This is a genomic window from Rhodobacter capsulatus (assembly GCF_052363175.1).
Lineage (GTDB): Bacteria > Pseudomonadota > Alphaproteobacteria > Rhodobacterales > Rhodobacteraceae > Rhodobacter > Rhodobacter capsulatus_D.
The window spans coordinates 3,475,382-3,498,789 of record NZ_CP198946.1 but is presented as its reverse complement, the minus strand read 5'-3'; the positions used below and the strand labels follow the sequence as shown (position 1 = coordinate 3,498,789).

General features: G+C 64.6%; 26 protein-coding genes. 18 read left to right on the top strand and 8 right to left on the bottom strand.

Translation table 11 applies throughout. The features are described from left to right. Window positions 1-7: 7 nt before the first annotated feature. A complete protein-coding gene (locus tag ACTTAI_RS18150) occupies window positions 8-583 on the bottom strand; it encodes a transglycosylase SLT domain-containing protein (RefSeq protein ID WP_444452894.1) in 576 nt (191 codons plus the stop codon). 188 nt (window positions 584-771) lie between these two features. Between ACTTAI_RS18150 and hspQ the strand changes: the two genes are divergently transcribed. Next, a complete protein-coding gene (gene hspQ / locus ACTTAI_RS18145; RefSeq protein ID WP_444452893.1) occupies window positions 772-1,098 on the top strand; it encodes a heat shock protein HspQ in 327 nt (108 codons plus the stop codon). Here hspQ and ACTTAI_RS18140 read toward each other — a convergent pair. Beyond that, window positions 1,091-1,582, bottom strand: a complete 492-nt coding sequence (locus ACTTAI_RS18140; protein WP_444452892.1) for an ATP-binding protein — start codon at window positions 1,580-1,582, stop codon at window positions 1,091-1,093. The genes hspQ and ACTTAI_RS18140 overlap by 8 nt on opposite strands. Continuing rightward, window positions 1,572-1,919 carry an STAS domain-containing protein gene (locus tag ACTTAI_RS18135; RefSeq protein WP_444452891.1) on the bottom strand — a complete coding sequence of 116 codons (348 nt, stop codon included), beginning with the start codon at window positions 1,917-1,919 and terminating at the stop codon, window positions 1,572-1,574. Before ACTTAI_RS18135 ends, ACTTAI_RS18140 begins: the two co-directional genes overlap by 11 nt. An 88-nt stretch (window positions 1,920-2,007) precedes the next feature. Between ACTTAI_RS18135 and ACTTAI_RS18130 the strand changes: the two genes are divergently transcribed. Both ACTTAI_RS18130 and ACTTAI_RS18125 read left to right on the top strand, forming a co-directional pair. Continuing rightward, window positions 2,008-2,463, top strand: coding sequence for a GAF domain-containing protein (locus tag ACTTAI_RS18130; RefSeq protein WP_444452890.1), 456 nt, complete (start codon window positions 2,008-2,010; stop codon window positions 2,461-2,463). A gap of 38 nt (window positions 2,464-2,501) precedes the next feature. Next, the gene (locus ACTTAI_RS18125) at window positions 2,502-3,155 is read left to right on the top strand and encodes a pseudouridine synthase (RefSeq protein ID WP_444452889.1); all 654 of its coding nucleotides are present in this window, start codon (window positions 2,502-2,504) and stop codon (window positions 3,153-3,155) included. Between the two features lie 62 nt (window positions 3,156-3,217). Here the strand turns inward: ACTTAI_RS18125 and ACTTAI_RS18120 are convergent, their stop codons facing one another. Beyond that, the gene (locus ACTTAI_RS18120) at window positions 3,218-3,793 is read right to left on the bottom strand and encodes a LabA-like NYN domain-containing protein (protein WP_444452888.1); all 576 of its coding nucleotides are present in this window, start codon (window positions 3,791-3,793) and stop codon (window positions 3,218-3,220) included. A gap of 137 nt (window positions 3,794-3,930) precedes the next feature. Here ACTTAI_RS18120 and folK point away from each other — a divergent pair, with 137 nt between their 5' ends. The 12 genes from folK to recO all read left to right on the top strand — a co-directional run bounded on the left by folK (window position 3,931) and on the right by recO (window position 13,023). Continuing rightward, on the top strand, window positions 3,931-4,524 hold the full coding sequence (folK, locus tag ACTTAI_RS18115) for a 2-amino-4-hydroxy-6-hydroxymethyldihydropteridine diphosphokinase (RefSeq protein ID WP_444452887.1): 594 nt from the start codon (window positions 3,931-3,933) through the stop codon (window positions 4,522-4,524). Between the two features lie 59 nt (window positions 4,525-4,583). Further along, window positions 4,584-4,937, top strand: coding sequence for a DNA-directed RNA polymerase subunit omega (gene rpoZ, locus ACTTAI_RS18110; RefSeq protein WP_055209224.1), 354 nt, complete (start codon window positions 4,584-4,586; stop codon window positions 4,935-4,937). A 19-nt stretch (window positions 4,938-4,956) separates the two neighbouring features. Next, a complete protein-coding gene (locus tag ACTTAI_RS18105; RefSeq protein WP_444452886.1) occupies window positions 4,957-7,074 on the top strand; it encodes a RelA/SpoT family protein in 2,118 nt (705 codons plus the stop codon). 18 nt (window positions 7,075-7,092) lie between these two features. Further along, window positions 7,093-7,758: a DUF2062 domain-containing protein gene (locus ACTTAI_RS18100; RefSeq protein WP_444452885.1), complete on the top strand. Its 666-nt coding sequence runs from the start codon at window positions 7,093-7,095 to the stop codon at window positions 7,756-7,758. Window positions 7,759-7,819: 61 nt separating this feature from the next. After that, the gene (locus tag ACTTAI_RS18095) at window positions 7,820-8,563 is read left to right on the top strand and encodes a pyridoxine 5'-phosphate synthase (RefSeq protein ID WP_444452884.1); all 744 of its coding nucleotides are present in this window, start codon (window positions 7,820-7,822) and stop codon (window positions 8,561-8,563) included. A gap of 16 nt (window positions 8,564-8,579) precedes the next feature. Beyond that, on the top strand, window positions 8,580-9,026 hold the full coding sequence (locus tag ACTTAI_RS18090; protein ID WP_444452883.1) for an ABZJ_00895 family protein: 447 nt from the start codon (window positions 8,580-8,582) through the stop codon (window positions 9,024-9,026). Further along, on the top strand, window positions 9,023-9,436 hold the full coding sequence (acpS, locus tag ACTTAI_RS18085) for a holo-ACP synthase (RefSeq protein WP_444452882.1): 414 nt from the start codon (window positions 9,023-9,025) through the stop codon (window positions 9,434-9,436). Before ACTTAI_RS18090 ends, acpS begins: the two co-directional genes overlap by 4 nt. Before the next feature lie 52 nt (window positions 9,437-9,488). Continuing rightward, on the top strand, window positions 9,489-10,286 hold the full coding sequence (lepB, locus tag ACTTAI_RS18080) for a signal peptidase I (RefSeq protein ID WP_444452881.1): 798 nt from the start codon (window positions 9,489-9,491) through the stop codon (window positions 10,284-10,286). Further along, window positions 10,283-10,969 (top strand): ribonuclease III, encoded by a 687-nt coding sequence (gene rnc, locus ACTTAI_RS18075; RefSeq protein ID WP_444452880.1) that lies wholly within the window; start codon window positions 10,283-10,285, stop codon window positions 10,967-10,969. The genes lepB and rnc overlap by 4 nt, the downstream gene beginning before the upstream one ends. Next, the gene (era, locus tag ACTTAI_RS18070) at window positions 10,966-11,877 is read left to right on the top strand and encodes a GTPase Era (RefSeq protein WP_110806798.1); all 912 of its coding nucleotides are present in this window, start codon (window positions 10,966-10,968) and stop codon (window positions 11,875-11,877) included. The genes rnc and era overlap by 4 nt, the downstream gene beginning before the upstream one ends. Before the next feature lie 2 nt (window positions 11,878-11,879). After that, the gene (locus ACTTAI_RS18065) at window positions 11,880-12,215 is read left to right on the top strand and encodes a DUF1491 family protein (RefSeq protein WP_444452879.1); all 336 of its coding nucleotides are present in this window, start codon (window positions 11,880-11,882) and stop codon (window positions 12,213-12,215) included. An 85-nt stretch (window positions 12,216-12,300) separates the two neighbouring features. After that, on the top strand, window positions 12,301-13,023 hold the full coding sequence (gene recO, locus ACTTAI_RS18060) for a DNA repair protein RecO (protein WP_444452878.1): 723 nt from the start codon (window positions 12,301-12,303) through the stop codon (window positions 13,021-13,023). On the opposite strand, the gene ACTTAI_RS18055 is transcribed toward recO, so the two are convergent. The 4 genes from ACTTAI_RS18055 to ACTTAI_RS18040 all read right to left on the bottom strand — a co-directional run bounded on the left by ACTTAI_RS18055 (window position 13,014) and on the right by ACTTAI_RS18040 (window position 17,119). Further along, window positions 13,014-13,517, bottom strand: coding sequence for a GNAT family N-acetyltransferase (locus tag ACTTAI_RS18055; protein ID WP_110806795.1), 504 nt, complete (start codon window positions 13,515-13,517; stop codon window positions 13,014-13,016). The genes recO and ACTTAI_RS18055 overlap by 10 nt on opposite strands. 58 nt (window positions 13,518-13,575) lie before the next feature. Further along, the gene (locus ACTTAI_RS18050) at window positions 13,576-15,219 is read right to left on the bottom strand and encodes an acyl-CoA dehydrogenase family protein (RefSeq protein WP_444452877.1); all 1,644 of its coding nucleotides are present in this window, start codon (window positions 15,217-15,219) and stop codon (window positions 13,576-13,578) included. 135 nt (window positions 15,220-15,354) lie between these two features. After that, window positions 15,355-16,452: a Hint domain-containing protein gene (locus ACTTAI_RS18045; RefSeq protein ID WP_444452876.1), complete on the bottom strand. Its 1,098-nt coding sequence runs from the start codon at window positions 16,450-16,452 to the stop codon at window positions 15,355-15,357. Window positions 16,453-16,462: 10 nt separating this feature from the next. Then, window positions 16,463-17,119, bottom strand: a complete 657-nt coding sequence (locus tag ACTTAI_RS18040; RefSeq protein ID WP_444452875.1) for a Hint domain-containing protein — start codon at window positions 17,117-17,119, stop codon at window positions 16,463-16,465. A gap of 297 nt (window positions 17,120-17,416) precedes the next feature. Between ACTTAI_RS18040 and dapE the strand changes: the two genes are divergently transcribed. The 3 genes from dapE (at window position 17,417) to ACTTAI_RS18025 (ending at window position 23,380) form a co-directional block, all read left to right on the top strand. Beyond that, window positions 17,417-18,556: a succinyl-diaminopimelate desuccinylase gene (gene dapE / locus ACTTAI_RS18035; RefSeq protein ID WP_444452874.1), complete on the top strand. Its 1,140-nt coding sequence runs from the start codon at window positions 17,417-17,419 to the stop codon at window positions 18,554-18,556. Continuing rightward, window positions 18,553-18,972, top strand: a complete 420-nt coding sequence (locus ACTTAI_RS18030) for a GNAT family N-acetyltransferase (protein WP_444452873.1) — start codon at window positions 18,553-18,555, stop codon at window positions 18,970-18,972. The genes dapE and ACTTAI_RS18030 overlap by 4 nt, the downstream gene beginning before the upstream one ends. Window positions 18,973-19,084: 112 nt before the next feature. Further along, a complete protein-coding gene (locus tag ACTTAI_RS18025; RefSeq protein ID WP_444452872.1) occupies window positions 19,085-23,380 on the top strand; it encodes a PAS domain-containing protein in 4,296 nt (1,431 codons plus the stop codon). Window positions 23,381-23,408 lie beyond the last annotated feature (28 nt).

Here is a 23,408-nt window from a genome sequence, read left to right as displayed (position 1 = left end):
GCCGGGCTTAGCCGCCGCAGGAATTCAGCTGAGCGCGATACATCTCGGCGCGGGCCGCGACCTTGTCGGCGACGGCCAGAAGCCAGCCCTTGTCGTTGTAGCTGCCATTGGCATAGCCGCTGCGGCCCTCGTGATAGGCGAGGTATTGCGCCCGGGCATCCCATTTGGAAATGCCGAGCTTGTCCGACGAGCCGTCCATATACCAGCCCATGAAATCGGTCGCATCCGAGATCCGCGTGCGTTTTGCGCCCCAGGAATTGGTGTCGCGCTTGTAGTCTTCCCAAGTGGAATCGAGCGCCTGACTGAAGCCATAAGCCGAGCTTTGCCGCCCGATCGGGATCACGCCAAGCGCATAGCGGTGCGGGGTCTTGGCATTGGGGATGAACTTGGATTCCTGATGGATCGTCGCCATCTGCACATGCACGGGCACGCCCCAACGCCGTTCGGCACGACGCATCGCCTTGAAATAGGCGGGCTTTTCGCGTTCCAGAAGACAGGCGTTGTCAAGATTGCGCGGAGCCTTGCCTCCGCCGCCACAGGAGGCAACGGCCACGAGAACGGCCAACATCAGGATTTTTTTCATGTCTGCTCTGCCCGCTCGGCTTTGTTTTGCGACATTCTAGGAAATTTCCCCCCGCAACGAAAGCGAAACCGTGTCGCGAAACCGTGAGAACTGTTGGGCGTGATTCCACAGATTGTTTCTTGCCCGATGCGGGGGGGCACATGGACAGAGCGGATTTGAAGGTTTAGAATTCGTAACCGGGGGTTACCATGCAAACGACGCTTGCCAAATATCACATCGGCCAGATTGTTCGGCACCGCAAGCACCCCTTCCGGGGTGTCGTTTTCGATGTGGACGCGATGTTCTCGAATACGGACGCCTGGTATGAAGCGATTCCCGAAGAGAGCCGCCCCCCCAAGGATCAGCCCTTCTATCATCTGCTGGCCGAGAACGATCAGACTTATTACGTCGCCTATGTGTCGGAACAAAACCTTGTTGCCGACAACTCGGGCGAGCCGATCGATCACCCCGATCTGGGCGATCTGTTCGGAGATTTCGAGGACGGTCGTTACCCGCTGCAGTTCCAGCTCAACTGATGCTGCCCGGCTTCAGCGGTAGCCGGAATGCCAGCAGGTTGCGGCCGTTTTCGCGGTGATAGCCCAGATCTTCCACCAGATCGCGGATCAGAAACCAGCCGAACCCACCCTCAGGCAGGCTGCCGGGTTCGGGCCGTTTCGAGTCGTCGATCCCGTGGTCGAGGCAGGAATGCGGCAGTTCCACCCCGTCATCACTGATCGAGCAGCTCAGCCCGCGATGGTCGCGCACCAGCGAGAGCGTGATCGTGCCATGCCCGCTGTCGCCATAGCCATGCTCGACGATGTTGTTGAGCACTTCGGCCAGAACAAGTTCCAGCGTTCCGGCCTCGTCTTGCGACAATTGCCGCAGGAAGCGGGCCAAGGCGGTGCGCAGGGCAAAGCGAACCGACAGCGCATCCGCTTCGAAGGAATGATGGAAAATCTTCGGCTCCGGCCTTGGGCTTTCGGCCGTGCCGCGATTGGATTGCGAACGATCAGCCAACATGGCGCAGCCCCGCCCGGAGTGCCGCTTCGACGTTTTCATGCACGGCAAAGACGGAATCCATCCGCGTCAGCCGGAACACCCGTTCCACATTCGGCGTCAGTGCCGCCAGTTCAAGCCGCCGATCCGGCGCCAGCGATTTCATCACCGCCACCACCGCGCCCAGACCGGAACTGTCGAGAAACTCTACCTGTGACATGTCCAGCACCACCCGGGCACCCGGCTGTGCGCTGACTTCGCGCATCCGTTCCTTGAACCGGATCGCGATTGCGGCGTCGAGTCGTTCCTCGTTCACCGAAACGACCAGTGCGCCCCCGCGTGATTCCGCATAAAGATTCATCTTGCCTCTCCGGCCCCGAAAGATTTGGTTCAGACTACGGGCGAAAGCTTACCAATCCGTATCCGGCGGAAAGAATGAAGGAAGACCAATGACCTTTGATCCCGCAACGCTGGCCCGCACGATCGCCGCCCTGACCGAGGGCGAGACCGACGAGGTGGCGCTGATGGCCACGCTCGCCTGCGAGATCCACCATGCCGACGACCGTTTCGACTGGACCGGTTTTTATCGGGTGACCGAACCCGGCGTGCTGAAGATCGGCCCTTATCAGGGTGGCCACGGCTGCCTTGTGATTCCCTTTTCCCGCGGTGTTTGCGGCGCCTGCGCGCGCGAGGGCCGCACCCAGCTTGTGCCCGATGTCGAGGCCTTTGCGGGCCATATCGCCTGTTCCTCTTCGACCCGGTCGGAACTGGTGATTCCGGTCTTCGGCGCGGGCGGGCGGCTCATTGGCGTGCTCGACATCGACAGCGATCAGCCCGACGCCTTCACCGAGGCAGATGCAAAGGCTCTTGAGGCGATCCTCGCCGACGTCTTTGGCAAGCTCTGAGACTTGACGCCGCGACCGGCCCGCGCCATGCCGGGCCGATGACCGAGCACGTCTATACCCCGCCCGCGGAGCCGCCGCGCATCCTTCATGCCGATCACGAGATTCTCGTGGTCGACAAGCAATCCGGTCTGCTTTCGGTGCCGGGCAAGGGTGAGCACAAGGCCGATTGCCTGATCGAGCGGCTGAAAGGCGCCTTCCCGCAGGTGCTGCTGGTGCACCGGCTTGATGGCGACACGTCGGGGGTGATGGTCTTCGCGCTGACCGCCCATGCGCAGCGCCATCTGGGGCTGCAGTTCGAGAACCGGCAGACGAAGAAGCATTATCTGGCGCGGCTCTGGGGGCATCTGGAGCCGAAGGCGGGCCGGGTCGATCTGCCGCTTTGCGTCGATTGGCCGAACCGGCCGAAGCAGCATGTGAACCATGAGATCGGCAAGCCCGCGCAGACCGACTGGAAGGTGCTGCGCCACGATCCCGATGGCACGACGCGGGTGCGGCTCAATCCGCTGACCGGGCGCAGCCATCAGCTGCGGGTGCACATGCTGGAACTGGGGCATCCGATCCTTGGCGATCCCTTTTACGCCACCGGCCCCGCGCGCGACTTTCCGCGGCTGATGCTGCATGCCGAAAGTCTGCGGCTGCGTCACCCGGATGGCGGGCAGTTCATGACCTTCACCGCCCCCTGTCCGTTCTGACGCCGGACATGAAAAAGGCGGCGGGAGTGGACCGCCGCCTTTCAGATTCCTGCCGTGAGTGGTCAGGTCTCGGAGCTTTCCACGACCGGGGCCGGGACTTCGCGCGGCTCGCGCGGCGGGCGCCCGATCACTTCGCGCAGCGCGTCGAGTTCGATGAAGTTGTCGGCCTGACGGCGCAGCTCGTCGGCGATCATCGGCGGCTGGCTGCGGATCGTCGAAACGACCGACACCCGCACGCCCATCCGCTGCAGCGCCTCGACCAGCGGACGAAAATCGCCATCACCCGAGAACAGCACCGCATGGTCGAGCCGCGGCGCGAGTTCCATCGCGTTCACCGCCAGTTCGATGTCCATGTTGCCCTTGACCTTCCGCCGACCCATCGAGTCGGTATATTCCTTGGCGGGCTTTGTCACCATGGCGTAACCGTTGTAGTGTAGCCAGTCGACGAGCGGCCGGATCGGCGAGTATTCTTCGTTCTCCAGCAGCGCAGTATAGTAGAAGGCCCGCACCAGCTTGCCGCGACGCTCGAATTCCTGACGGAGCAGTTTATAGTCGATGTCGAAGCCGAGCGCCTTCGCGGCGGCATAGAGGTTGGACCCGTCGATGAAAAGGGCCAGCCTTTCGTCCTTGTAAAACATAATAAGTCCTTTCGTCGTGGCCCCGCGGTGTGGTGTCCGGAGTGGTTGACGGGGAAAAATAATTTTACCCAATACGCCGCAGAACCAGTTCAGCAGCGCTTTCTACCAAGCGCGGGGAGGTCGAGATATCTGTCTTTATGGATAATAGCACATTTTTGATAGCGCTAGGGGCTAATCTTTCAACTGATGCCGGTAATCCGCCGCAATCCCTGGTTGCGGCTGTCAAAATGTTGCCGGATGAAGGGTTGAATCTGCGGGCGCTCAGCCGATTCTGGCGATCACCAGCCTTTCCCGCCGGGGCAGGGCCGGATTACGTCAATGCCTGTGCCGTTGTTTCCGCGCCAATACCCGCCGAAGCGGTGCTGGAGGCCCTGCACCGAATCGAGGCGCGACTGGGGCGGCGTCGGGAAAAGCGCTGGGGGGCGCGGGGGATCGACCTTGATCTGCTGGCCTGCGGGGGGGCGATCCGCCCCGATCCGGACACCGAGGCCAGCTGGCGCAACCTGCCGCTGGAAGAGCAGATGCAGCGCGCGCCTCAGACTCTGATCCTGCCGCATCCGCGTCTTGCCGACCGGGCTTTCGTGCTGATTCCCCTTGCCGAGATCGCGCCAATGTGGCGCCACCCCGCGACCGGAAAGGCGGTTTCCGAAATGCTCGCGGCCCTCGGCGCGGCCGAAAAAGCGGCGATGGTGCCGTTTTCTGTTCCATTCGACGGGCAGGGCGGCTTGTAAAGGCCCGGGGAAGGGGCTAAGTGGGGGGTTCACAATTCCCCCTTCGTCTGGAGTTGCCTATGGCCCGCGTGACGGTTGAAGATTGCGTTGACAAGGTTCCGAACCGCTTCGAGCTGGTGATGCTTGCTGCCCACCGCGCCCGTGAGGTTGCGGCCGGGGCGCCGATCACCGTCGAGCGTGACAATGACAAGAACCCGGTGGTCGCTCTGCGCGAAATCGCCGAGGAAACCCAGCTGGCCGACGATCTGCGCGAGCGTCTGATCGAAAGCAACCAGACCCAGATCGAAGTCGACGAACCCGAGGAAGACGCGATGGCGCTTCTGATGTCGGGCGAGATCGACCGTCCGCGCGTCGATGACATGGATGAAGAACGGATGCTGCGCGCTCTGATGGATGCGCAGGGTCGCGACTGAACGAGGGTAACGAGCGCGGATGATCGATGTCGAAGACCTGATCGCGCTCGTTCGCAACTACAATCCCCGCTGCAATGCCGATCTGATCCGTCGCGCCTATGCCTATGGGCTCAAGATGCACGACGGGCAGTTCCGGCATTCGGGTGAGCCCTATTTCACCCATCCCGTTGCCGTTGCTGCGATCCTGACCGAGCAGCGGCTGGACGATGCCACCATCGTCACCGCGCTTTTGCATGACACGATCGAAGACACGCGCTCGACCTTTACCGAGGTCGAGGGGCTGTTCGGCACCGAAGTGGCCGAACTGGTCGATGGCGTCACCAAGCTGACCAACCTGCAGCTTGGCTCTTCGGCCAGCAAGCAGGCCGAGAACTTCCGCAAGCTCTTCATGGCGATGTCGAAGGATCTGCGGGTGATCCTGGTGAAGCTGGCGGACCGGCTGCACAACATGCGCACGATCAAGAGCATGCGGCCGGAGAAGCAGGCGCAGAAGGCCCGCGAGACGATGGAGATCTTTGCGCCGCTCGCAGGCCGCATGGGCATGCAGTGGATGCGCGAGGAACTCGAAGACCTCGCCTTCAAGGTGCTCAACCCCGAGGCGCGGACCTCGATCATCCGCCGCTTTGTCAGCCTGCAAAAGGAATCGGGCGACGTGATCTCGCAGATCACCGCCGACATCCGCAACGAGCTGGAAAAGTCGGGGATCGAGGCCGATGTCTTTGGCCGCGCCAAGCGCCCCTATTCGATCTGGCGGAAGATGGAGGAGAAAAGCCTCACCTTCTCGCGGCTGTCCGACATCTACGGTTTTCGGGTCATCACCCGTTCGGTTCCCGATTGCTATGCCGTGCTCGGGCTCATTCACCAGCGCTGGCGCTCGGTTCCCGGCCGGTTCAAGGATTACATCAGCCAGCCGAAATCGAACGGCTACCGCTCGATCCACACCACCGTTTCGGGGCGCGACGGCAAGCGGGTCGAGGTGCAGATCCGCACGCGGCAGATGCATGAGGTCGCCGAAGCCGGGGTGGCCGCGCATTGGTCTTACCGCGATGGCGAACGGGCGCTGAACCCCTTTGCCGTCGATCCGGCGAAATGGCTGGCCTCGCTCACCGAACGTTTCGCCGAGGGCGATCACGACGAATTCCTCGAGAACGTCAAACTCGAGATGTATTCCGATCAGGTGTTCTGCTTCTCGCCGAAGGGCGATGTGATCAAGCTGCCGAAAGGCGCGACGCCGATCGATTTCGCCTATGCGATCCATACGCGGATCGGCAATTCCTGCGTTGGCGCCAAGGTCGACGGCATTCGCGTGCCGCTCTGGACGCGGCTGAAGAATGGCCAGTCGGTCGAGGTGATCACCGCGGCCGGGCAACGCCCGCAGGCGACCTGGCTTGATATCGTCGCCACCGGCCGCGCCAAGGCCTCGATCCGCAAGAGCCTGCGCGAGGAAGACCGGACCCGCTTCGTGAAGCTGGGGGCGGAACTGGCTCGCGTCGCCTTTGAGCATGTCGGCCGCAAGGTCTCGGACAAGGCGTTGCGCACGGCGGCGAAGACGCTAGGCCTGCCCGACGAGACCGAGGTTCTGGCCCGTCTCGGCTCGGCCGAACTGACGGCGCGTGAAGTGGTCGAAGCGCTGTACCCGGAACTGGCCGCCCGCGGTCCCGAGACGGTCGATCCCGGCCGCGCGGTGATCGGGCTTGCGGCGGATCAGACCTTCCACCGCGCCAAATGCTGCCAACCCCTTCCGGGCGAGCGCATCGTCGGCATCACCTATCGCGGGCAAGGGGTGGTGATTCATGCGATCGACTGCCCTGCACTTGAGGAATTCGAGGAACAGCCGAGCCGTTGGGTCGATCTGCACTGGCACGAAGGCAGCCATCCGCCCGTTTATTCGGTGTCGCTGAAGATCACCATCTCCAATGACGCCGGGGTGCTGGGGCATATCTGCACGTTGATCGGCGCCCAGAAAGCCAATATCTCCGACCTCAATTTCATCGACCGCAAACCCGACTTTTACTCGCTTGTCGTAGAAGTCGAGTTGCGTGATGCGGAACATCTGCACCGGCTCCTGACGGCCCTTGAAGCCGAGACCGATGTGGCGCAGGTGCAGCGCTGGCGCGATCTCTCGCGCAAACCCTGAGGGAACGGAAGGCAGAACGTGGTTTTCAAACGGCGGGAGAAGCGGACCTGGGGCCAGTCGACGCGCGATCTGGTTTGGCCGCGCGGTGGCTGGGGGCGCTCGGTCAGCTATATCCGGCACCGGCTGAACCGTTTGCCCGATCAGCCGCACCGGATCGCCCGTGGCGTCTTTGCCGGGATCTTCATCTCCTTCACGCCTCTTTATGGTATCCATCTGATCGGCGCGGCGCTGCTGGCCCGGCTTTTGCGCGGCAATGTGCTGGCCTCGCTTTTCGCCTCGCTTGTCGGCAATCCGCTGACTTTTCCGGTCATCGCGGTCATCTCGATCAAGCTGGGCCACCTGATGCTGGGTCAGACCGCCGATCCGATGCTGGCCGACGGGCTGATCCAGATCTTTGCCGAGGCGCTGGCCGACATCCGGCACAACTTGATCGCTGCCTTCACCGCCGAGCCGACGCATTGGGTGGGCATGGCCGATTTCTTCCGCGGCATCTTCTGGCCCTATCTGCTGGGCGGGCTGCTGCCCGGCCTCGCCTCGGGGCTGGCGGGCTATTACATCTCGCTGCCGCTGGTGACCGCCTATCAGACCCGCCGTCGTCAGCGGATGAAAGAACGCTCGGCCAAGCTGCGGGCCAAGCGGGCCCAGGCGGCCGAAGCGGCTGATCACGTCCCGGATAACGGCTGAGCGGCATCTTCCCTCGGACGCCGTGCTTCGTCATAGTGACGCCATCTGATCGGAGGTTCCCATGACCCGTTCCCTGCGCCTTGGCGTGAACATCGACCACGTCGCCACCGTCCGCAACGCCCGCGGATCGGCCTATCCGAGTCCGCTGCGCGCGGCGCTGATGGCCGAGGCGGCCGGGGCCGACGGCATCACCGCGCATCTGCGCGAAGACCGCCGCCACATCCGCGACAGCGACATGGCGGAGCTCAAGGCGAATCTGACGATCCCGCTGAATTTCGAAATGGCAACCACGGCCGAGATGCAGCGCATCGCGCTCGCCACCCGCCCGCATGCGGTCTGCCTTGTGCCCGAAAAGCGGCAGGAACGCACGACCGAGGGCGGCCTTGATGTCGCCGGCGATCAGGCCCGGCTGACCGCCTATATCACGCCCTTGCGACAGGCTGGCGCGCGGGTGTCGATGTTCGTCGGCCCCGACCCGCGGCAGATCGAAGCCTCGGCGGCGATCGGCGCGGCGGTGGTCGAACTGCACACCGGTCATTACTGCGATCTGCATTACGAGGGCCGCTTTGCCGAGCGCGATGCGGAGTTGAAGGCGCTCGAAAACGCCGCGGCGCTGGCTGCGAGCCTTGGTCTTGAAGTGCACGCGGGTCACGGGCTGACCTATGAAACCGTCGCGCCCGTCGCGGCGATCCCCGAGATCAAGGAGCTGAACATCGGCCATTTCCTGATGGCCGAGGCGCTCTTCATCGGGCTCGAAGCCTCGATCGCAGAAATGCGCCGCCTGATGGACGAAGCCCGCCGCTGAGCAAAAGGAACCCCGGATGCCGATCCTGCGCTATGGACTGATTCTGATCCTGACGGGGCTCGTCGTCTCGGGCCTTGTGCTGGTGCTCGAACGCTGGGCCGGGGTGCAGCTGGCCTCGGTCGGCATCGCTGCCGTGCCGGTCTTCATGACCGCGATGATCGAGGGGCAGTTCTTTTGCAAGCGCAGTGGCCGCCTGCCCGCGCGAGCCGAGACACTGCGCTTTGCGGCTATGGCGACGGCGATCAACCTGATGCTGCTTGGCCCGGCTCTGGTGCTGGTCTCGCTGGGCGATCCGGCGCTGTTGGCGCTGCTGCGGGGCTTCGATGCGGTGCTGTGGTCGGTCATCCTCGGGCTGGTCGTCCTGATCACCTTTCCGGCCTCGTATCTCTTTTATGGGCAGGGCGCCCGCAGCCAGCTGCGCGCCGCGGAACGGCAGAAGGCCCGGCAGGGCGAGGCGAAATGATCCTCGGCATCGGCTCGGATCTGGCCAATATCGAGCGCATCGCGGGCACGCTCGCACGGTTCGGCGACCGGTTCCGCCAGCGCGTCTTCACCGAGGCCGAGATCGCCAAGGCCGAGCACCGCGCCGATGTGGCGGGCACCTATGCCAAACGCTGGGCCGCGAAAGAGGCCTGTTCGAAAGCGCTCGGCACCGGGCTCGCCATGGGCATCTCCTGGAAGGACATGTCGGTGACGAACCTGCCGACCGGTCAGCCGGTGATGCATCTGACCGGCTGGGCGGCGGAGCGGCTGGCGGCAATGACGCCGCCCGGCCATCAGGCCGTCGTGCATGTGACGCTCACCGACGATCACCCCTGGGCGCAGGCCTTCGTCGTCATCGAAGCCCGCCCCATTTCCCCCACGATTCCTTGACTTGGACCCGACATCGGGCCAAGGAAGGCTTGGTTTCAACAAGAGGCAGAGCATGGCCAGCAAATCCGAAGGCGGCATCGGCGAAATGGCCCGGACGCTGTTCTGGGCACTTATCATCGCGGGCGTCTTCCGCACGCTGTTCTTTCAGCCGTTCTGGATCCCGTCGGGCTCGATGAAGGATACGCTGCTGATCGGCGACTTCCTCTTCGTGAACAAGATGGCCTATGGCTATTCGCGCTATTCCTGCCCCTTCTCCAGCGCCGACTTCTCGCCTTGCCCGATCGAGGGCCGCATTCTGGGCGGCGAACCGCAGCGCGGTGACGTGGTGGTGTTCCGCCATCCGATCAAGAACGTCGATTTCATCAAGCGCCTGATCGGCCTGCCGGGCGACCGGATTCAGGTCGTCAACGGCGTGCTGCAGATCAACGGCGCCCCGGTCAAACTGGAAGACGCGGGCACCTTCTCGGAAGTGTTCGAGCCGCAGGGCCCGGAAAAGCGCTATCCGCTGTGCCGCAACGAGCCGGTGGGTGAGGGCGGGGATTGCCAGTCGCAGCGCTTCTTTGAAACGCTGCCGAATGGCGTGCGTCACTCGATCCTGAACACGTTCGACGGCGCGCGGGCCGACAATACCCCGGTCTTCGTCGTGCCCGAAGGGCAGTATTTCATGATGGGCGACAACCGCGACAATTCCGAGGACAGCCGCTTCCCGCAAAGCATCGGCGGCGTCGGCTTCGTTCCGGCGGAAAATCTTGTTGGCCGCGCCGATCGGGTGATGTTCTCCTCGGCGGGCAATTCGCTGTTCTTCTTCTGGACCTGGCGGGCGGACCGCTTCTTCAAGGCGATCGAATGAAAGTCGCGGCAGACCTCTCTGCCTTCATGGACCGGCTCGGGCATCGTTTCACGACGCCCGAGCTTCTCGTTCGGGCGCTGACGCATTCCTCGCTTGGCTCGCCCACCCGGCCCGACAACCAGCGGCTGGAGTTTCTGGGGGATCGCGTGCTCGGGCTCTCGATGGCCGAGGCGCTGTTTCACGCCGATGATCGCGCCTCCGAAGGGCAGCTTGCGCCCCGGTTCAACGCGCTCGTGCGCAAGGAAACCTGTGCCGCCGTCGCCCGCGACATCGACCTTGGCGCGGTGCTGAAGCTGGGCCGGTCGGAAATGATGTCGGGCGGGCGGCGCAAGGAAGCGCTCTTGGGCGACGCGATGGAGGCGGTGATTGCCGCCGTCTATCTTGATGCCGGGTTCGAGGTGGCGCGGGCCCTGGTGCTGCGACTTTGGGCCGGGCGGATCAGCGCGGTTGATCACGATGCCCGCGATCCGAAGACCGCGCTGCAGGAATGGGCGCAGGCCCGCGGCCTGCCGCCGCCGCGCTACGAAACACTGGGGCGCGACGGCCCCGACCACGCGCCGCAATTCCGCATCGCCGTGGTGCTCGCCTCGGGCGAGACGGAAGAAGCAAAAGCCGGGTCGAAACGCAACGCGGAACAAGCCGCAGCGAAGGCCCTTCTGGAACGGTTGGAGAGAGGCGCATGACCGAAGAAACGCACGCCGGATTCGTGGCGCTGATCGGCGAGCCGAATGCCGGGAAATCGACCCTGCTCAATCGCATGGTGGGGGCCAAGGTCTCGATCGTCACCCACAAGGTGCAGACCACCCGCGCCCGCATCCGCGGTGTCTGCATGGCGGGGCAGGCGCAGCTTGTCTTCGTCGACACCCCCGGCATCTTCCGCCCGCGCCGCAGGCTTGACCGCGCGATGGTTTCGGCCGCCTGGGGCGGGGCTGCCGATGCCGATATCGTCGTTCTTCTGATCGAGGCGCATCGCGGTCTGACCGAAGGCGCGAAAGCGATCATCGAGGCCTTGAAGGCGCGCGAGGGCTCGCAGCCGGTGGCGCTCGCCATCAACAAGATCGACCGGGTCAAGGCCGAGCGCCTGCTGGCCTTGGCCGAGGAAATGAACGGCGCCTTCCCCTTTGCCAAGACCTTCATGATCTCGGCCGAAAAGGGCTATGGCGTCGATGACCTGCGCGACTGGCTTGCGTCGCAAATGCCCGCGGGTCCGTGGTTCTACCCCGAGGATCAGATCGCCGATCTGCCGATGCGGATGATCGCGGCGGAAATCACCCGCGAGAAACTGACCTTACGCCTGCACGAGGAACTGCCCTATCAGCTGACGGTCGAGACCGAACGCTGGGAAGAAAAGCCCGACGGATCGGCCCGGATCGACCAGATCATCTACGTCAGCCGCGACGGTCACAAGGGCATCGTCCTGGGCAAGGGCGGCGAGACGATCAAGGCGATCTCCACCGCCGCGCGCGCCGAAATGGCCGAGTTCATGGGCCGCCCGATCCATCTCTTCCTGCAGGTGAAGCTGCGCGAGAACTGGCAGGAAGAGGCCGAGCGCTACACGGAAATGGGGCTCGACTTCAAGGACGGCGACTGAGGATGCAACCGCGTCTGCGTGCCGAACTTTGGGTGCGTGCCTATCTCAAGCGGCTGGAACTGAACAACATTCCCGCCTATGTCGCGGCGCGGGGTCAGCCTGACTCCGGCGCCGTGATGATCAAATGCGCGACGCTCGACGGGCTGGCGAAGCTCTACACCCGCACCTTTGATTACGAGGCCGATTGCGACATCTGGACGGTGCTCACCGAAGGCCCCGAGGCCGAGGTCGATCAAAGCATCCGCAAGCAGCGCAGCTTCGACCCGGACCTTTGGGTGATCGAACTCGAAGCCCGCCACGGCCGCACGCTTCTGGACGAAGACGGCCTGAAAGACTGACCCCGGCTTTCCCTTTCATCTTGCCTCAAATATCCTCGGGGGGTTCCGGGGGGCAGACAGCCCCCCGGCCTGCGTCACGGGCACCATGGACTGGCAAGACAGCGGCACCATCCTTTCGACCCGCCCGCAGGGCGAAAGCTCGGCGATTGTCGAGGTGTTCACGGCCACCCATGGCCGCCATCTGGGCGTCGTGCGCGGTGGCGCCTCGCGCAAGATGGCGGCGGTGCTGATGCCCGGCTCGCATGTGGCGCTGAGCTGGCGGGCGCGGCTCGAGGACCATCTGGGCAGCTTCACCGTCGAACCGCTCGCCTCGCGCGCGGGCGCGCTTTCGGATCGGCTTGCGCTGATGGGGCTGAATTCCGTCTGCGCGCTGCTCTCCTTCGTGCTGGCCGAACGCGCGCCGCATCCGCGTCTTTACGCCGCCACCGAGCCGCTCTTCACCGTCATCGGACAGGCGGCCGAGGGCTGGGTGGTCGATTACCTGATCTGGGAAATGGCGCTGCTTGAAGACCTCGGCTTCGGCCTCGATCTGAGCCGCTGCGCCGTCACCGGCTCGCGCGACGATCTGGCCTTTGTCTCGCCGCGCTCGGGCCGCGCCGTCAGCCGTCAGGGCGCGGGCGACTGGGCGCCGAAACTGCTGCCCTTGCCTTTGTGCCTTTTGGGGCAGGGGCCCGCAACCTGGACGGAGATCGCGCAGGGATTGCGGCTTACCGGCCATTTCCTGACCCGCTTCGCCGAGGAGCACAGCCGCAAGGCCCTGCCCGAGGCCCGTCGCCGTCTGATCGAGGCGATCGCCCGTCAGGGCTGAGGCCGCTCGTCCAGCTTCAGTTGCAGGAACAGCAGATCGAGCCAGCGGCCGAATTTCTGCCCGACCTGCGGCATCAGCCCCACGGCGGTGAAGCCGAGCCGTTGGTGCAGCACGATCGAGGCGCGGTTTTCGGCCTCGATTGCCGCGACCATCACATGCAGCCCCTGCGCCTGGGCGCGGTAGATCAGCGCTTTGAGCAGCGCCGCGCCGCGCCCGCCGCCGCGCAGATCGGCGCGGACATAGACCGAATGCTCGACCGTGCCGCGATAGCCGTCAAAGGCGCGGAACGGGCCGTAGCTCGCATAACCGACGACCTTTGCCCCTTCCTCCAGCACCAGCACCGGGAAGCCCGCCTTCTGCCGGGCCTCCATCCATTCGATGCGGTTGAGCGCATTCACCTCGACCTCGTTCCAGATCGCCGTCGTCGTGCGCACGGCGTCATTGTAGATCGTGGCGATCGCTTGCGCATCGTCGGGGCTGGCGTCGCGGATCATCGGGCACTCCTGAAGAAAACGGGGCCCGAAGGCCCCGCGTCACCGTTTCGAAACGCGCTCAGCCCAGCAGCCGGCGGGCGATCACCTGCGCCTGAATTTCCGCCGCGCCCTCGAAGATATTGAGGATGCGGGCGTCGCACAGGATGCGCGAGATCGTGTATTCCAGCGCGAAGCCGTTGCCGCCGTGGATCTGCAGCGCATTGTCCGAGGCCGCCCAGGCGACGCGGGCACCGAGCAGTTTCGCCATCCCGGCTTCGACGTCGCAGCGATGTCCGTGATCCTTTTCCCAGGCCGAGAAATAGGTCAGCTGCCGCGCGATCATGATTTCGACCGCCATCATGGCGAGCTTGCCGCCGACGCGGGGGAACTCGATCAGCGACTTGCCGAATTGCTTGCGGTCGATAGCATAGCGCATGCCGATTTCGCAGGCGGCCTGCGCCACGCCGACGGCGCGGGCGGCGGTCTGGATGCGCGCCGATTCAAAGGTCTCCATCAGTTGCTTGAAGCCGCGGCCTGTCTCGCCGCCGAGCAGGTTCTCGCCCTTCACCCGGAAGCCGTCGAAGCCGAGCTCGTATTCCTTCATGCCGCGATATCCCAGCACCTCGATTTCGCCGCCGGTCATGCCGGGGGTGGGGAAGGGGTTCTCGTCGGTGCCCGGGGTCTTTTCGGCAAGGAACATCGACAGGCCGCGCCAGTCGGTCGTGTCGGGCTCGGTCCGCGCCAGAAGCGTCATCACATGGGTGCGTTGGGCGTGGGTGATCCAGGTCTTGTTGCCGGTGATCACCCAGTCGTCGCCATCCTTCACCGCGCGGGTGCGCAAGGAGCCAAGGTCCGAACCGGTGTTCGGTTCGGTGAAAACCGCGGTCGACAGGATCTGCCCCGAAGCAAGGCCGGGCAGCCATTTCTGTTTCTGCTCCTCGGTGCCACCGCAGAGGATCAGCTCCGCCGCGATTTCCGAGCGCGTGCCCAGCGAGCCGACGCCGATATAGCCGCGCGAGAGTTCCTCGGTCACCACGACCATCGAGGCTTTCGAGAGGCCAAGCCCGCCGTATTCCTCGGGGATCGTCAGGCCAAACACGCCGAGCTCCGCCAGTTCCTCGATGATCTCCATCGGGATCAGCGCGTCCTTGAGGTGCCATTCGTGGGCGTTCGGGATCACCCGTTCCTCGGCATAGCGGTGGAATTGCTCGCGGATCATCTCGAGCTCTTCATCGAGCCCCGAGACCCCGAACAGCGCACGGCCTTGGTTGTCCTGCATGCAGGCCACCAGCGCCATTCGCGCCGCATCGGTGTTGCCCTTGCTCATCAGCGTGCGGGCGGCCTCGGACGGCGTCCAGCTCACGCCAAGGTCGGACAGGCGCGCGGTTTCGATCTGGCTCATCGGGATGCCGCCAGCGATCTGGTTCAGATATTCGCCAAAGCCGATCTGCAGGATCAGGCTTTCCATCCGCCCGAAAGCACCCGCTTCTGCCACCCGTCCGGCCCAGCCGCGCAGCTGGATCAGCGACTGATTGTAGGTCGCAAGCCAAGCCAGCGCATGGGCGGTGAACTGGTCCTCTTCCAGCGCGGCATTCGAGACCTTGCCGCCGCGGCTCACTTTCGCCTTCAGCGCCCCGGTCGCCTCGGCGGTCAGGGCGGCGATCTCGGGAAGCGTCGCTTCGGTCAGCGCAAGCAGGTCGGCAAGAAGGATCGTATCGGTCATGTCAGCCCCATCGACGCCGGGATTCGGCGGTTTTCTGCAGTCGCAGCCTGCTTAGGCATTTTGCAACTGCAGCGCAATAATAATTCGCGGATAGCGCAGGACAAGACCGAATGTGTCGTGGCGAAATTGCGTTCCTCAGGCCGCCACGGTGCTGCGCCGCTGCCGTCGCTCGGCCGCCAGCGCTTGCGCCTCATAGGGGGCAAGCGTGCGACGGGCGGGGAAAGCATGCACCGGCAGATCCATCCGCGCGACGAGAGCGGCAAGACAGGTGGTCCGCGCCAGCGCCGGATTGCGGGCGAGACGCCCGATGCTCAGGCTTTCGATGTGGCAACCGTCGGCGATCAGCAGATGATGGCCTTGCAGCAGCAGCCCGTGCCAGGTCAGCACGCAGGGCCGGTCGGGTTGCTGGGCGCTGACCCCGTCCACCAGATGATGCACCGGCACCAGAACTTCGTCTTCGCCGAAGAGGTATTCGACCGCCGTGCCGCGCATCGCCACCCGATGTTGCGGCGAAAGCCACAGATCGCGGGTTTCCCCGAAAGAGGGCGCGCAGAGCCGCACCGGGCGCAGGCTGCCAAGCGCGGGCAGGGCGATCCGGCCCGACCACAACAGCGGTTGCGGCCCGGCATCGACGGTCATCACCAGATCCCCGGCCTTGAGGCTGGCCGCGGGGCGTTCGCCGTCGGGCGTCGCGATCGGGGTCGAGGGCGCGAAACAGGCGCTCGGCCCGACCGGCTGGATGTGGCTGCCAAAGGCCAGCCATTCGACCCGCGGCCCGATCTGCGCCGGGCTGCGGCCCTCGGCGAGCGCGGACAGTTCAGCACGCGATAGCGCCATCGCGCCTTGACCCACACGCTGGCGCAGCTGCCCGCCGTCGATCGCTTCCAGCGTCAGCCGGGTTTCATCAAGCTTGCAGTCCCAGCTGAAGCACAGCCGCATCCGCCCGCCCGCCTGACAATCGTCCGAGATATCCAGTGTCAGCGCCTGCACCGCCGCACCTTGCCGTTGCACGAGGTTCAGCACCCCCTGCGCATCGAGCGAGATCGACAGGAACCAGGTCCAGCCGGTCTGATCGCCCAGATGCAGAAGCGGCAACGGCCCGGTCTCGCCCTGCATCAGCGCGAATTCGAGCATCAGGCTGCCCCGGCCCAGAAGCGCGGGCAAAGCGCGTTCCGAAAGCCGCACCGGCCCGCGACCGGGCAGATGCGCCGCAAACCAACCATGTTCCAGCATCATCGCCCCCTCAGATCACCAGCTTTCGCATCATCTGCGACTCCTGGGTGCGCAGCATCCGCGGCGCCCCCGGTTCGGCGGTGACGGGTTGCGTTTCGCCCGCGGCCGGGCGCGGACCGGGGCGGAAGCATTCCACCGCCATCCCTTCGGCAAAGATCATGTGCGAGGCGTCGAAGACGATGCGGACATAGTCCACCGCGCCGCCGGGCACCCGCGAGACCATCTCGCCATCGACGAGGGTGCGCGCGGCGACCAGAACTTCGGCCTCGCCAAACAGCACTTCCAGAACCGGGTCCCGCACCAGAACGCGCTGGTTCGGGGCAACCAGCACTTCGCGTTCGGCGCCATGCGCCCCGGCGGCAAAGCGGATCGGCGCCTGCGCCCGCAGCGCGGGCAGGCGCATCCGCTCGATGCGCAGGATCGGCTGCGCACCGGCATCCTGCGTTTCGACCATGTCACCGGCTTTCAGCGTCTCGACCCGGCGCAGACCGGCGAGCGTCGAAATGCGCGTGCCCGCGACGAAACCTTCGTGCAGCTTCGGGCGCTCGACCAGCGGTTCCAGATCCTTCACCGGCCCCATGCGCTCGCGCAGCGCCGAAACCATCGGACCCTCGCCGAAAATAGACCGCGCGATCTGCACCGCGGTCACCGAGGGATCCAGTCCCATAACTCTGCCAAACGCCATCTCTTGCCCCATTCACCTGCGGGCAAAACATCATCGAGCCGGGAAACTCCCGTCCGTCTCGGCCATCCGGCCGCATTGGGGGTGGGCGATTCTGCCCTGCTCGTGTGCCCTGCCTCGGGTCGTCTTGATTTTCTTCAACCGTAAGTCAGCTTTACTCTGCTTGGAAACGAAAATTTCCGTGATGCCGGGTGATCGAGACGGAGGTGACCGAGGGGCAACACCCGTGGTTGCACGGGGGGGAAAGCGGGGCTAATCCAAGGCATCGCACAGGAGCCACCGATGACCCTCGACCCCGTTCAACTGACTGCCGATCTGATCCGCTGCCCCTCTGTCACGCCCGTCGATGGCGGCGCGCTGGTGTTGCTGGAACGGGTGCTGTCGGCGGCGGGCTTCGCCTGCACGCGGGTGGATCGCAACGGCACGCCGAACCTCTTTGCGCGCTGGGGGGCGAAGGGGGTGAAGACCTTCGGCTTCAATGGCCATACCGATGTCGTGCCGGTGGGCGATGCGGCCGCCTGGACGCAGGACCCGTTTTCCGGCGCGGTGATCAACGGGGTTCTGTGGGGGCGCGGCGCCACCGACATGAAATCCGGCGTCGCGGCCTTTGTCGCCGCCGCCGTCGATTTCGTCACCACGACCCCGCCCGAGGGCGCCATTATCCTGACCATCACCGGCGACGAGGAGGGCCCGGGCAAGGATGGCACCGTCGCGCTGCTCGACTGGATGAAGGCCGAAGGCGAGGCGATGTCGGTCTGTCTGGTGGGCGAGCCGACCTGCCCCGAGCGGCTGGGCGACATGATGAAGATCGGCCGTCGCGGCTCGATGACCTTCTATATCGAGGTCGAGGGGGTGCAGGGCCATTCCGCCTATCCGCACCGGGCGAAAAACCCGCTGCATGCGCTGGTTGATCTGCTGGGCCGGATGACGGCGGAGCCGCTTGACCGAGGCACCGAGCATTTCGAGGCCTCGACGTTGCAGATCACCACGATCGATTGTGGCAACCCGGCGAACAATGTGATCCCGGCGAAGGCGCGGGCGACGGTGAACATCCGCTTCAACGATGCCCATAGCTCGGGCAAGATCGAAGCCTGGGCGCGCGGCCTGATTGCGGAAATCGAAGCCGAAACCGGCACAAGCGTGACGCTTTGCACCGAGGTTTCAGGCGAAAGCTTCCTGACCCCGCCCGGCGAGTTCGTGGCGATGGTGAGCCGCGCGGTGGTGTCGGAAACCGGCCTCGTCCCGGTGCTTTCCACCTCGGGCGGCACGTCGGATGCGCGCTTCGTCAAGAACCATTGCCCGGTGCTCGAATTCGGTCTGGTCGGCAAGACCATGCATCAGGTCGACGAGCGGATCGAGGTCGAACAGATCACCCGGCTGAAAGCGATCTACGCCCGCTGCCTGCGCGATTATTTCGCATGAAGATCCTCGAGACCACCGATCTGACCGCCGTCCATGCGCTGCGCCGCGCGGTTTTCATCGAGGAACAGGGCGTGTCCGAGGCCGAGGAATGGGACGATCTCGACGCGCAGGCGATCCATCTGCTGGCGCTGGAAGGCGAGACGCCCCTTGGCACGGCGCGGCTTTTCGTCGAGGGCGCGACGGGCAAGATCGGCCGCGTCTGCGTGGATCGCGCGGCGCGCGGCACCGGGCTTGGCAAGGCGCTGATCCGCGAGGGCTGCACGCGGCTTGCGGCGCTCGGCTGTGCCCGCGTGACGCTTGGGGCGCAGGTGCAGGCGATGCCCTTTTACGAAAGCCTTGGATTCTGTGTCTGCGGCCCGGTCTATGACGACGCCGGCATCCCGCACCGCGAGATGGAAAAAGCGCTTCTCCCCTGATCCAGACGCTTTGCGAAAAATGCGCTTTAGCTTCGAATTCGAAGTTTTCGAAGTCTATCTTTAATCTATTCGGTTGAATTATCCGGGCTGGAAAGACTTCGACGAGGCATCCATGTCTGGGGATCTGGCGCAGCTGCGCATCATGCTTGACGGGTTTCCCGGCGCAGCTTTTGTCCTGTCTGCCGCTGCGCAGGTGCTTTGGGCCAATTCCGAGGCGCATCGCTGCTTTGGCGACGGCGATTTCGGGCCGGAAATGGCCTATCGCCCGTTGGCCGATGTGCTGCCTTGCGCGCTTGGCGCCCGCCTCACCCGGATCGTTGAAGCCTGTCGCGCGGCGGGCACCGGGATGTCGCATCGATTCCGGGTGGATCTGGACAGCGACGCCGAAACCCCGCCCTGTGCCGATGTCACGATCTGGCCCATCGCTGGCACGGAGCCCGAGCCGCTCTGGGTGCTGCAGATCCTGGAAGCGGTGCCGCGGCTTGGCAAGGACAGTGGCGTGATGCCCGGGGCATTGCGCTGCACGGCCGCGGTCGCGCGCAAGGATTTCGATGTCGTGCGTGACCGTGCGCTTGAGCGCGCAGATATCCTGCGGATTTCGACCGAGAACAGCAATTTGGTGCCGTGGTATCGGTTTCCCGCGCGCGGGGTGGGGCGGATCGGCCCGCATCTGTCCACGATGCTGGGCTATCCTGCCGACTTTCAGATCGATTTGCCGATCCTGCACAGCCTGATCCATCCCGAGGATCTGCCCCGGGTAACGGCGGAATATCACGCGCTGATGGCGGGCGAGATCGAGGCTTTCTGCCATGACTTTCGGCTCAAACGCGCCGATGGCAGCTGGGCCTGGATCACCTCGCGCGGGCGGCTGATCGACCGGGCCGAAGAGGGCTTGCCCACACTGATCTGTGGCAGCCTGACCGACATCAGCGAGCGCAAGGCCCACGAGGCACAGCTGGCCGACGCTCTGGCCGAGGCGCAGGCCGCCCGCAGTGCCGCGCAGGCTACCGCTGACACGCTGACCACCGCGCTGATCTGCGGCGAGACCGGGGTCTGGTCGATCTGCGGCGAGCAGGGCGAGGCCTGGATGCCCGACGAATGCTACCGTCAGATGGGCTACGAGCCGGGGGATTTCATTCCCGATGACGCCGGTTGGCGCAGCTTGTTCCATCCTGACGACCTGCCTGCGGCCATCGCCAAGATGGAGGATCTGATTTTCGACCGCGCGACAGTGTTCACCTCTGAGCATCGGCTGCGCCACAAGGATGGCAGCTATCACTGGTATCGCACCGCCGCGCGCAAGATCGACCGCTCGGATCGTGGGTTGCCGTTCCTTGTCAGCGGTGGCTTTACCCGGATCGACGATGCCAAGGCGATCGAGCGGCAGCTGTCTGCGGCGCTGGCCGAGGCACAGAAGCTGCGCGATCGGGCCGAGGAGCGGGGGGAATTGCTGCGCACCTCGGGCCTGTGCGCGGGGGTCGGGCATTTCAGCGTCTGCCCAGATCTGGGCGAGGGCTGGACCCCGGACGAGACCTATCGGCTGTTCGGCTATGCGCCCGGGGCTTTCCCCTCGACCGATGCGGGGTGGCGCGGGCTGATCCATCCGGACGATCTGCCCGAAGCGGTGGTCGAGATGGAAAAGCTCAAGGCGGGTCTGATCGACATCTATGCCCATGAGCATCGGTGCCGATATGCCGATGGCAGCTATCACTGGTATCGCGCGATTGCGCGGCGTGTCGATCGTTCGGCCCAGGGGTTGCCCTATTTGCTGGCCGGCGCGATCATCTGCATTGATCCGTCGAAGGAAACCGAACAGCGTCTTGCGGAAGCCGCCGAAAAGGCCAACAAGGCGCGCGCCCGTCTGGATACCCTCGCCGACAACGCGCCGGGGGCGCTTTTTGAATATCGCCGGAACGTCGACGGTTCGATCGACATGCCTTATTTCAGCGCCAAATTGCCGAAGATGCTGGGCGTCGAGCCGGACGAAATCGTGGCGAATGGCGTGAATGTCTTCACCCACATGCCGCAGTCCGTGATGCCGCAGATCTTTTCCTGGATCGAAGACTCGCGCCAAAACGGCACCCCCTTCGAACATCGGTTGCCGGTCGATCACCCGGAACGCGGTCGCTGCTGGCTTGCCGTTTCGGCGCTGCCCTTCAACCAGCCGGACGGGGCGACGCTGTGGTTTGGCAACGTCTTCGACATCACCGAGCAGATGCGCATGACACGGGAGGCCGAACGCTCTGCCGAAGAGGTCCGCCGGGCGCATGACCGCATGGTGACGATGGCCGAGAATTCGCCCGGTGCGATCTTCGAATGGCAGCGCCAGCCCGACGGCCATTTCAAGTTCAACTTCGTGTCCGCGGCCCTGCCGGAGCTTCTTGGCGTCTCGCGCGAGGATCTTGAGGCCGATGGGGCGAGCGTCTTCACTCATATCCCCGCCGAGGACATCCAGCAGGTTCAGGCGGCGGTGATGCATTCGGTCGAAACCCTGACCCGATTCGAGATCCTGCACCGGATCAACCATCAGGATCGTGGCCTGCGCTGGTTGCATGTCTCGGCCAGCCCCTTCCCGCAGGAAGACGGCACCATCATCTGGTATGGCAATGCGATGGACGTGACCGAGCGGATCGAAGCCAAACGCCGCGAGGAACAGGTCGCCGAGGCAATGCATCAGGTGCATGAACGTCTTGCCTCGATCGCCTCGATCGCGCCGGTCGGGCTTTACGAATTCCGCCGTGCCGCGGATGGAACGGCCAGCTTCCCCTATGCGAGCCCATATCTGGAGGATCTTCTGGGCGTCGGTTTCGGTGTCTTTGCCCGGGCGGCGGCGGTCGATGATCTTTTCATCAATGTTCATCCCGAAGATCTGCCGGAATTCATGACCCCGAAAGGGGAAAAGGCGACCAATCTTGAGCTGTGGAACCAGCGCTTCCGGGTTCGCCATCCGACCCGGGGTGATATCTGGCTGGCAAATTCTGCCACGCCCAAGGCCCAGCCCGACGGGTCCGTCGTCTGGACCGGGGCGTTGCATGACGTGACTGCCGATGTCGCGCGCGAGGCGGAATTGCGCGAGGCGCATCAGTTGGCCGAAAGCATGCGTGCCGAGAACGAACGGCAGGCGCTGCATGATGGTCTGACCGGGCTGCCGAACCGGCGCAGCTATGATGGTGTGCTGGCAAGGCGCATTGCCGGTGCGGCGGCGGGCGGGCCGAAGGAATGCGTGCTCATCCGCGTCGATCTGGATCACTTCAAGCATGTCAACGACACGCTCGGCCATGAGGCCGGGGACATGGTGCTGCAACGCGTCGCCGATGTGCTGCGCACGGAGCTGCGCGGCGGCGATTTCGCGGCGCGGATTGGCGGCGATGAGTTCTCGATCATCCTGTCGCCGGGTCAGTCTGGCAATCATGCCCGGGAGGTGGTCGAACGGATGCAGGCTCGCCTGTCCGAGCCGCTGATGTTCGAGGGGCGGCAATGCCGGTTCGGCGCCTCCTTCGGCGTTGCCGAGACCGAGGATATCGCCGCCATGGGCACCGAGATCCAGCTTTTCGCCGATGCCGCGCTCTATCGCGCGAAAGAGGGCGGGCGGAACCGGATGGAATTCTTTACCCCCGAGCTGCACCAGAACATCCTGTTCGACCGCAAACTGGCAGGCGAAATTCAGGAGGGGCTCGAACGCGGCGAATTCGTTCCCTTCTTCCAGTCGCAGGTGGGATCGGTTCTCGGCGACCTGATGGGGGTGGAAACCCTGTTGCGCTGGCGCCACCCCGAACGCGGTTTGCTGGCGCCCGATGCCTTCATGCATGTGGCGCAGCAGCTGCGCCTGGTGCCAGAGATCGACCGGGTGATGATGGAGAAATCGGGCGAGGCGCTGGCCTTCTGGCGCGCGCAGGGGCTGCATGTGCCGAAGATCAGCTTCAACGTGTCCGCGGGGCGGATGCATGATCCCGATGTGGTGCGCGCGGCCCGCGCCATTGCCGAGGGCGAGACCAAGGTGACTTTCGAACTGCTTGAGTCGATCCTGGTCGAAGAGGAAAGCGAGGTGTTTCGCTTCCATCTTGATGCGATCCGCGATTGCGGCATCGATATCGAGATCGACGATTTCGGCTCCGGTCATGCCTCGATCATCGGTCTGATGCAGATTGCCCCCTCCGCGCTGAAGATCGACCAGCGCATCGTGGCTCCGGTCGCGCGGGATCCACGCTCAAAGAACCTCGTGCGCGCCATTGTCGAGATTGCCGAGACCCTGGGCATTGCGACTGTCGCCGAAGGGGTCGAGACCCGGGCGCAGGCTGATATCCTGCGCGATCTGGGCTGTGACGTGCTGCAGGGCTATCTGTTCTCGATGCCGCTTTCGGCCGAGGATTTCGCGCGCTTCTGCACGCAGCAGGCGCTGCGGGCCTGAGCCACCCTTGCCGCGGGCATCGGGTGGC

What these genes read in the sequence shown, in the direction of transcription:
- ACTTAI_RS18150 (WP_444452894.1), bottom strand. Translation starts at nt 583, where the DNA reads ATGAAAAAAATCCTGATGTTGGCCGTTCTCGTGGCCGTTGCCTCCTGT.
- hspQ (WP_444452893.1), top strand. Translation starts at nt 772, where the DNA reads ATGCAAACGACGCTTGCCAAATATCACATCGGCCAGATTGTTCGGCAC.
- ACTTAI_RS18140 (WP_444452892.1), bottom strand. Translation starts at nt 1,582, where the DNA reads ATGTTGGCTGATCGTTCGCAATCCAATCGCGGCACGGCCGAAAGCCCA.
- ACTTAI_RS18135 (WP_444452891.1), bottom strand. Translation starts at nt 1,919, where the DNA reads ATGAATCTTTATGCGGAATCACGCGGGGGCGCACTGGTCGTTTCGGTG.
- ACTTAI_RS18130 (WP_444452890.1), top strand. Translation starts at nt 2,008, where the DNA reads ATGACCTTTGATCCCGCAACGCTGGCCCGCACGATCGCCGCCCTGACC.
- ACTTAI_RS18125 (WP_444452889.1), top strand. Translation starts at nt 2,502, where the DNA reads ATGACCGAGCACGTCTATACCCCGCCCGCGGAGCCGCCGCGCATCCTT.
- ACTTAI_RS18120 (WP_444452888.1), bottom strand. Translation starts at nt 3,793, where the DNA reads ATGTTTTACAAGGACGAAAGGCTGGCCCTTTTCATCGACGGGTCCAAC.
- folK (WP_444452887.1), top strand. Translation starts at nt 3,931, where the DNA reads ATGGATAATAGCACATTTTTGATAGCGCTAGGGGCTAATCTTTCAACT.
- rpoZ (WP_055209224.1), top strand. Translation starts at nt 4,584, where the DNA reads ATGGCCCGCGTGACGGTTGAAGATTGCGTTGACAAGGTTCCGAACCGC.
- ACTTAI_RS18105 (WP_444452886.1), top strand. Translation starts at nt 4,957, where the DNA reads ATGATCGATGTCGAAGACCTGATCGCGCTCGTTCGCAACTACAATCCC.
- ACTTAI_RS18095 (WP_444452884.1), top strand. Translation starts at nt 7,820, where the DNA reads ATGACCCGTTCCCTGCGCCTTGGCGTGAACATCGACCACGTCGCCACC.
- ACTTAI_RS18090 (WP_444452883.1), top strand. Translation starts at nt 8,580, where the DNA reads ATGCCGATCCTGCGCTATGGACTGATTCTGATCCTGACGGGGCTCGTC.
- acpS (WP_444452882.1), top strand. Translation starts at nt 9,023, where the DNA reads ATGATCCTCGGCATCGGCTCGGATCTGGCCAATATCGAGCGCATCGCG.
- lepB (WP_444452881.1), top strand. Translation starts at nt 9,489, where the DNA reads ATGGCCAGCAAATCCGAAGGCGGCATCGGCGAAATGGCCCGGACGCTG.
- rnc (WP_444452880.1), top strand. Translation starts at nt 10,283, where the DNA reads ATGAAAGTCGCGGCAGACCTCTCTGCCTTCATGGACCGGCTCGGGCAT.
- era (WP_110806798.1), top strand. Translation starts at nt 10,966, where the DNA reads ATGACCGAAGAAACGCACGCCGGATTCGTGGCGCTGATCGGCGAGCCG.
- ACTTAI_RS18065 (WP_444452879.1), top strand. Translation starts at nt 11,880, where the DNA reads ATGCAACCGCGTCTGCGTGCCGAACTTTGGGTGCGTGCCTATCTCAAG.
- recO (WP_444452878.1), top strand. Translation starts at nt 12,301, where the DNA reads ATGGACTGGCAAGACAGCGGCACCATCCTTTCGACCCGCCCGCAGGGC.
- ACTTAI_RS18055 (WP_110806795.1), bottom strand. Translation starts at nt 13,517, where the DNA reads ATGATCCGCGACGCCAGCCCCGACGATGCGCAAGCGATCGCCACGATC.
- ACTTAI_RS18050 (WP_444452877.1), bottom strand. Translation starts at nt 15,219, where the DNA reads ATGACCGATACGATCCTTCTTGCCGACCTGCTTGCGCTGACCGAAGCG.
- ACTTAI_RS18045 (WP_444452876.1), bottom strand. Translation starts at nt 16,452, where the DNA reads ATGCTGGAACATGGTTGGTTTGCGGCGCATCTGCCCGGTCGCGGGCCG.
- ACTTAI_RS18040 (WP_444452875.1), bottom strand. Translation starts at nt 17,119, where the DNA reads ATGGGACTGGATCCCTCGGTGACCGCGGTGCAGATCGCGCGGTCTATT.
- dapE (WP_444452874.1), top strand. Translation starts at nt 17,417, where the DNA reads ATGACCCTCGACCCCGTTCAACTGACTGCCGATCTGATCCGCTGCCCC.
- ACTTAI_RS18030 (WP_444452873.1), top strand. Translation starts at nt 18,553, where the DNA reads ATGAAGATCCTCGAGACCACCGATCTGACCGCCGTCCATGCGCTGCGC.
- ACTTAI_RS18025 (WP_444452872.1), top strand. Translation starts at nt 19,085, where the DNA reads ATGTCTGGGGATCTGGCGCAGCTGCGCATCATGCTTGACGGGTTTCCC.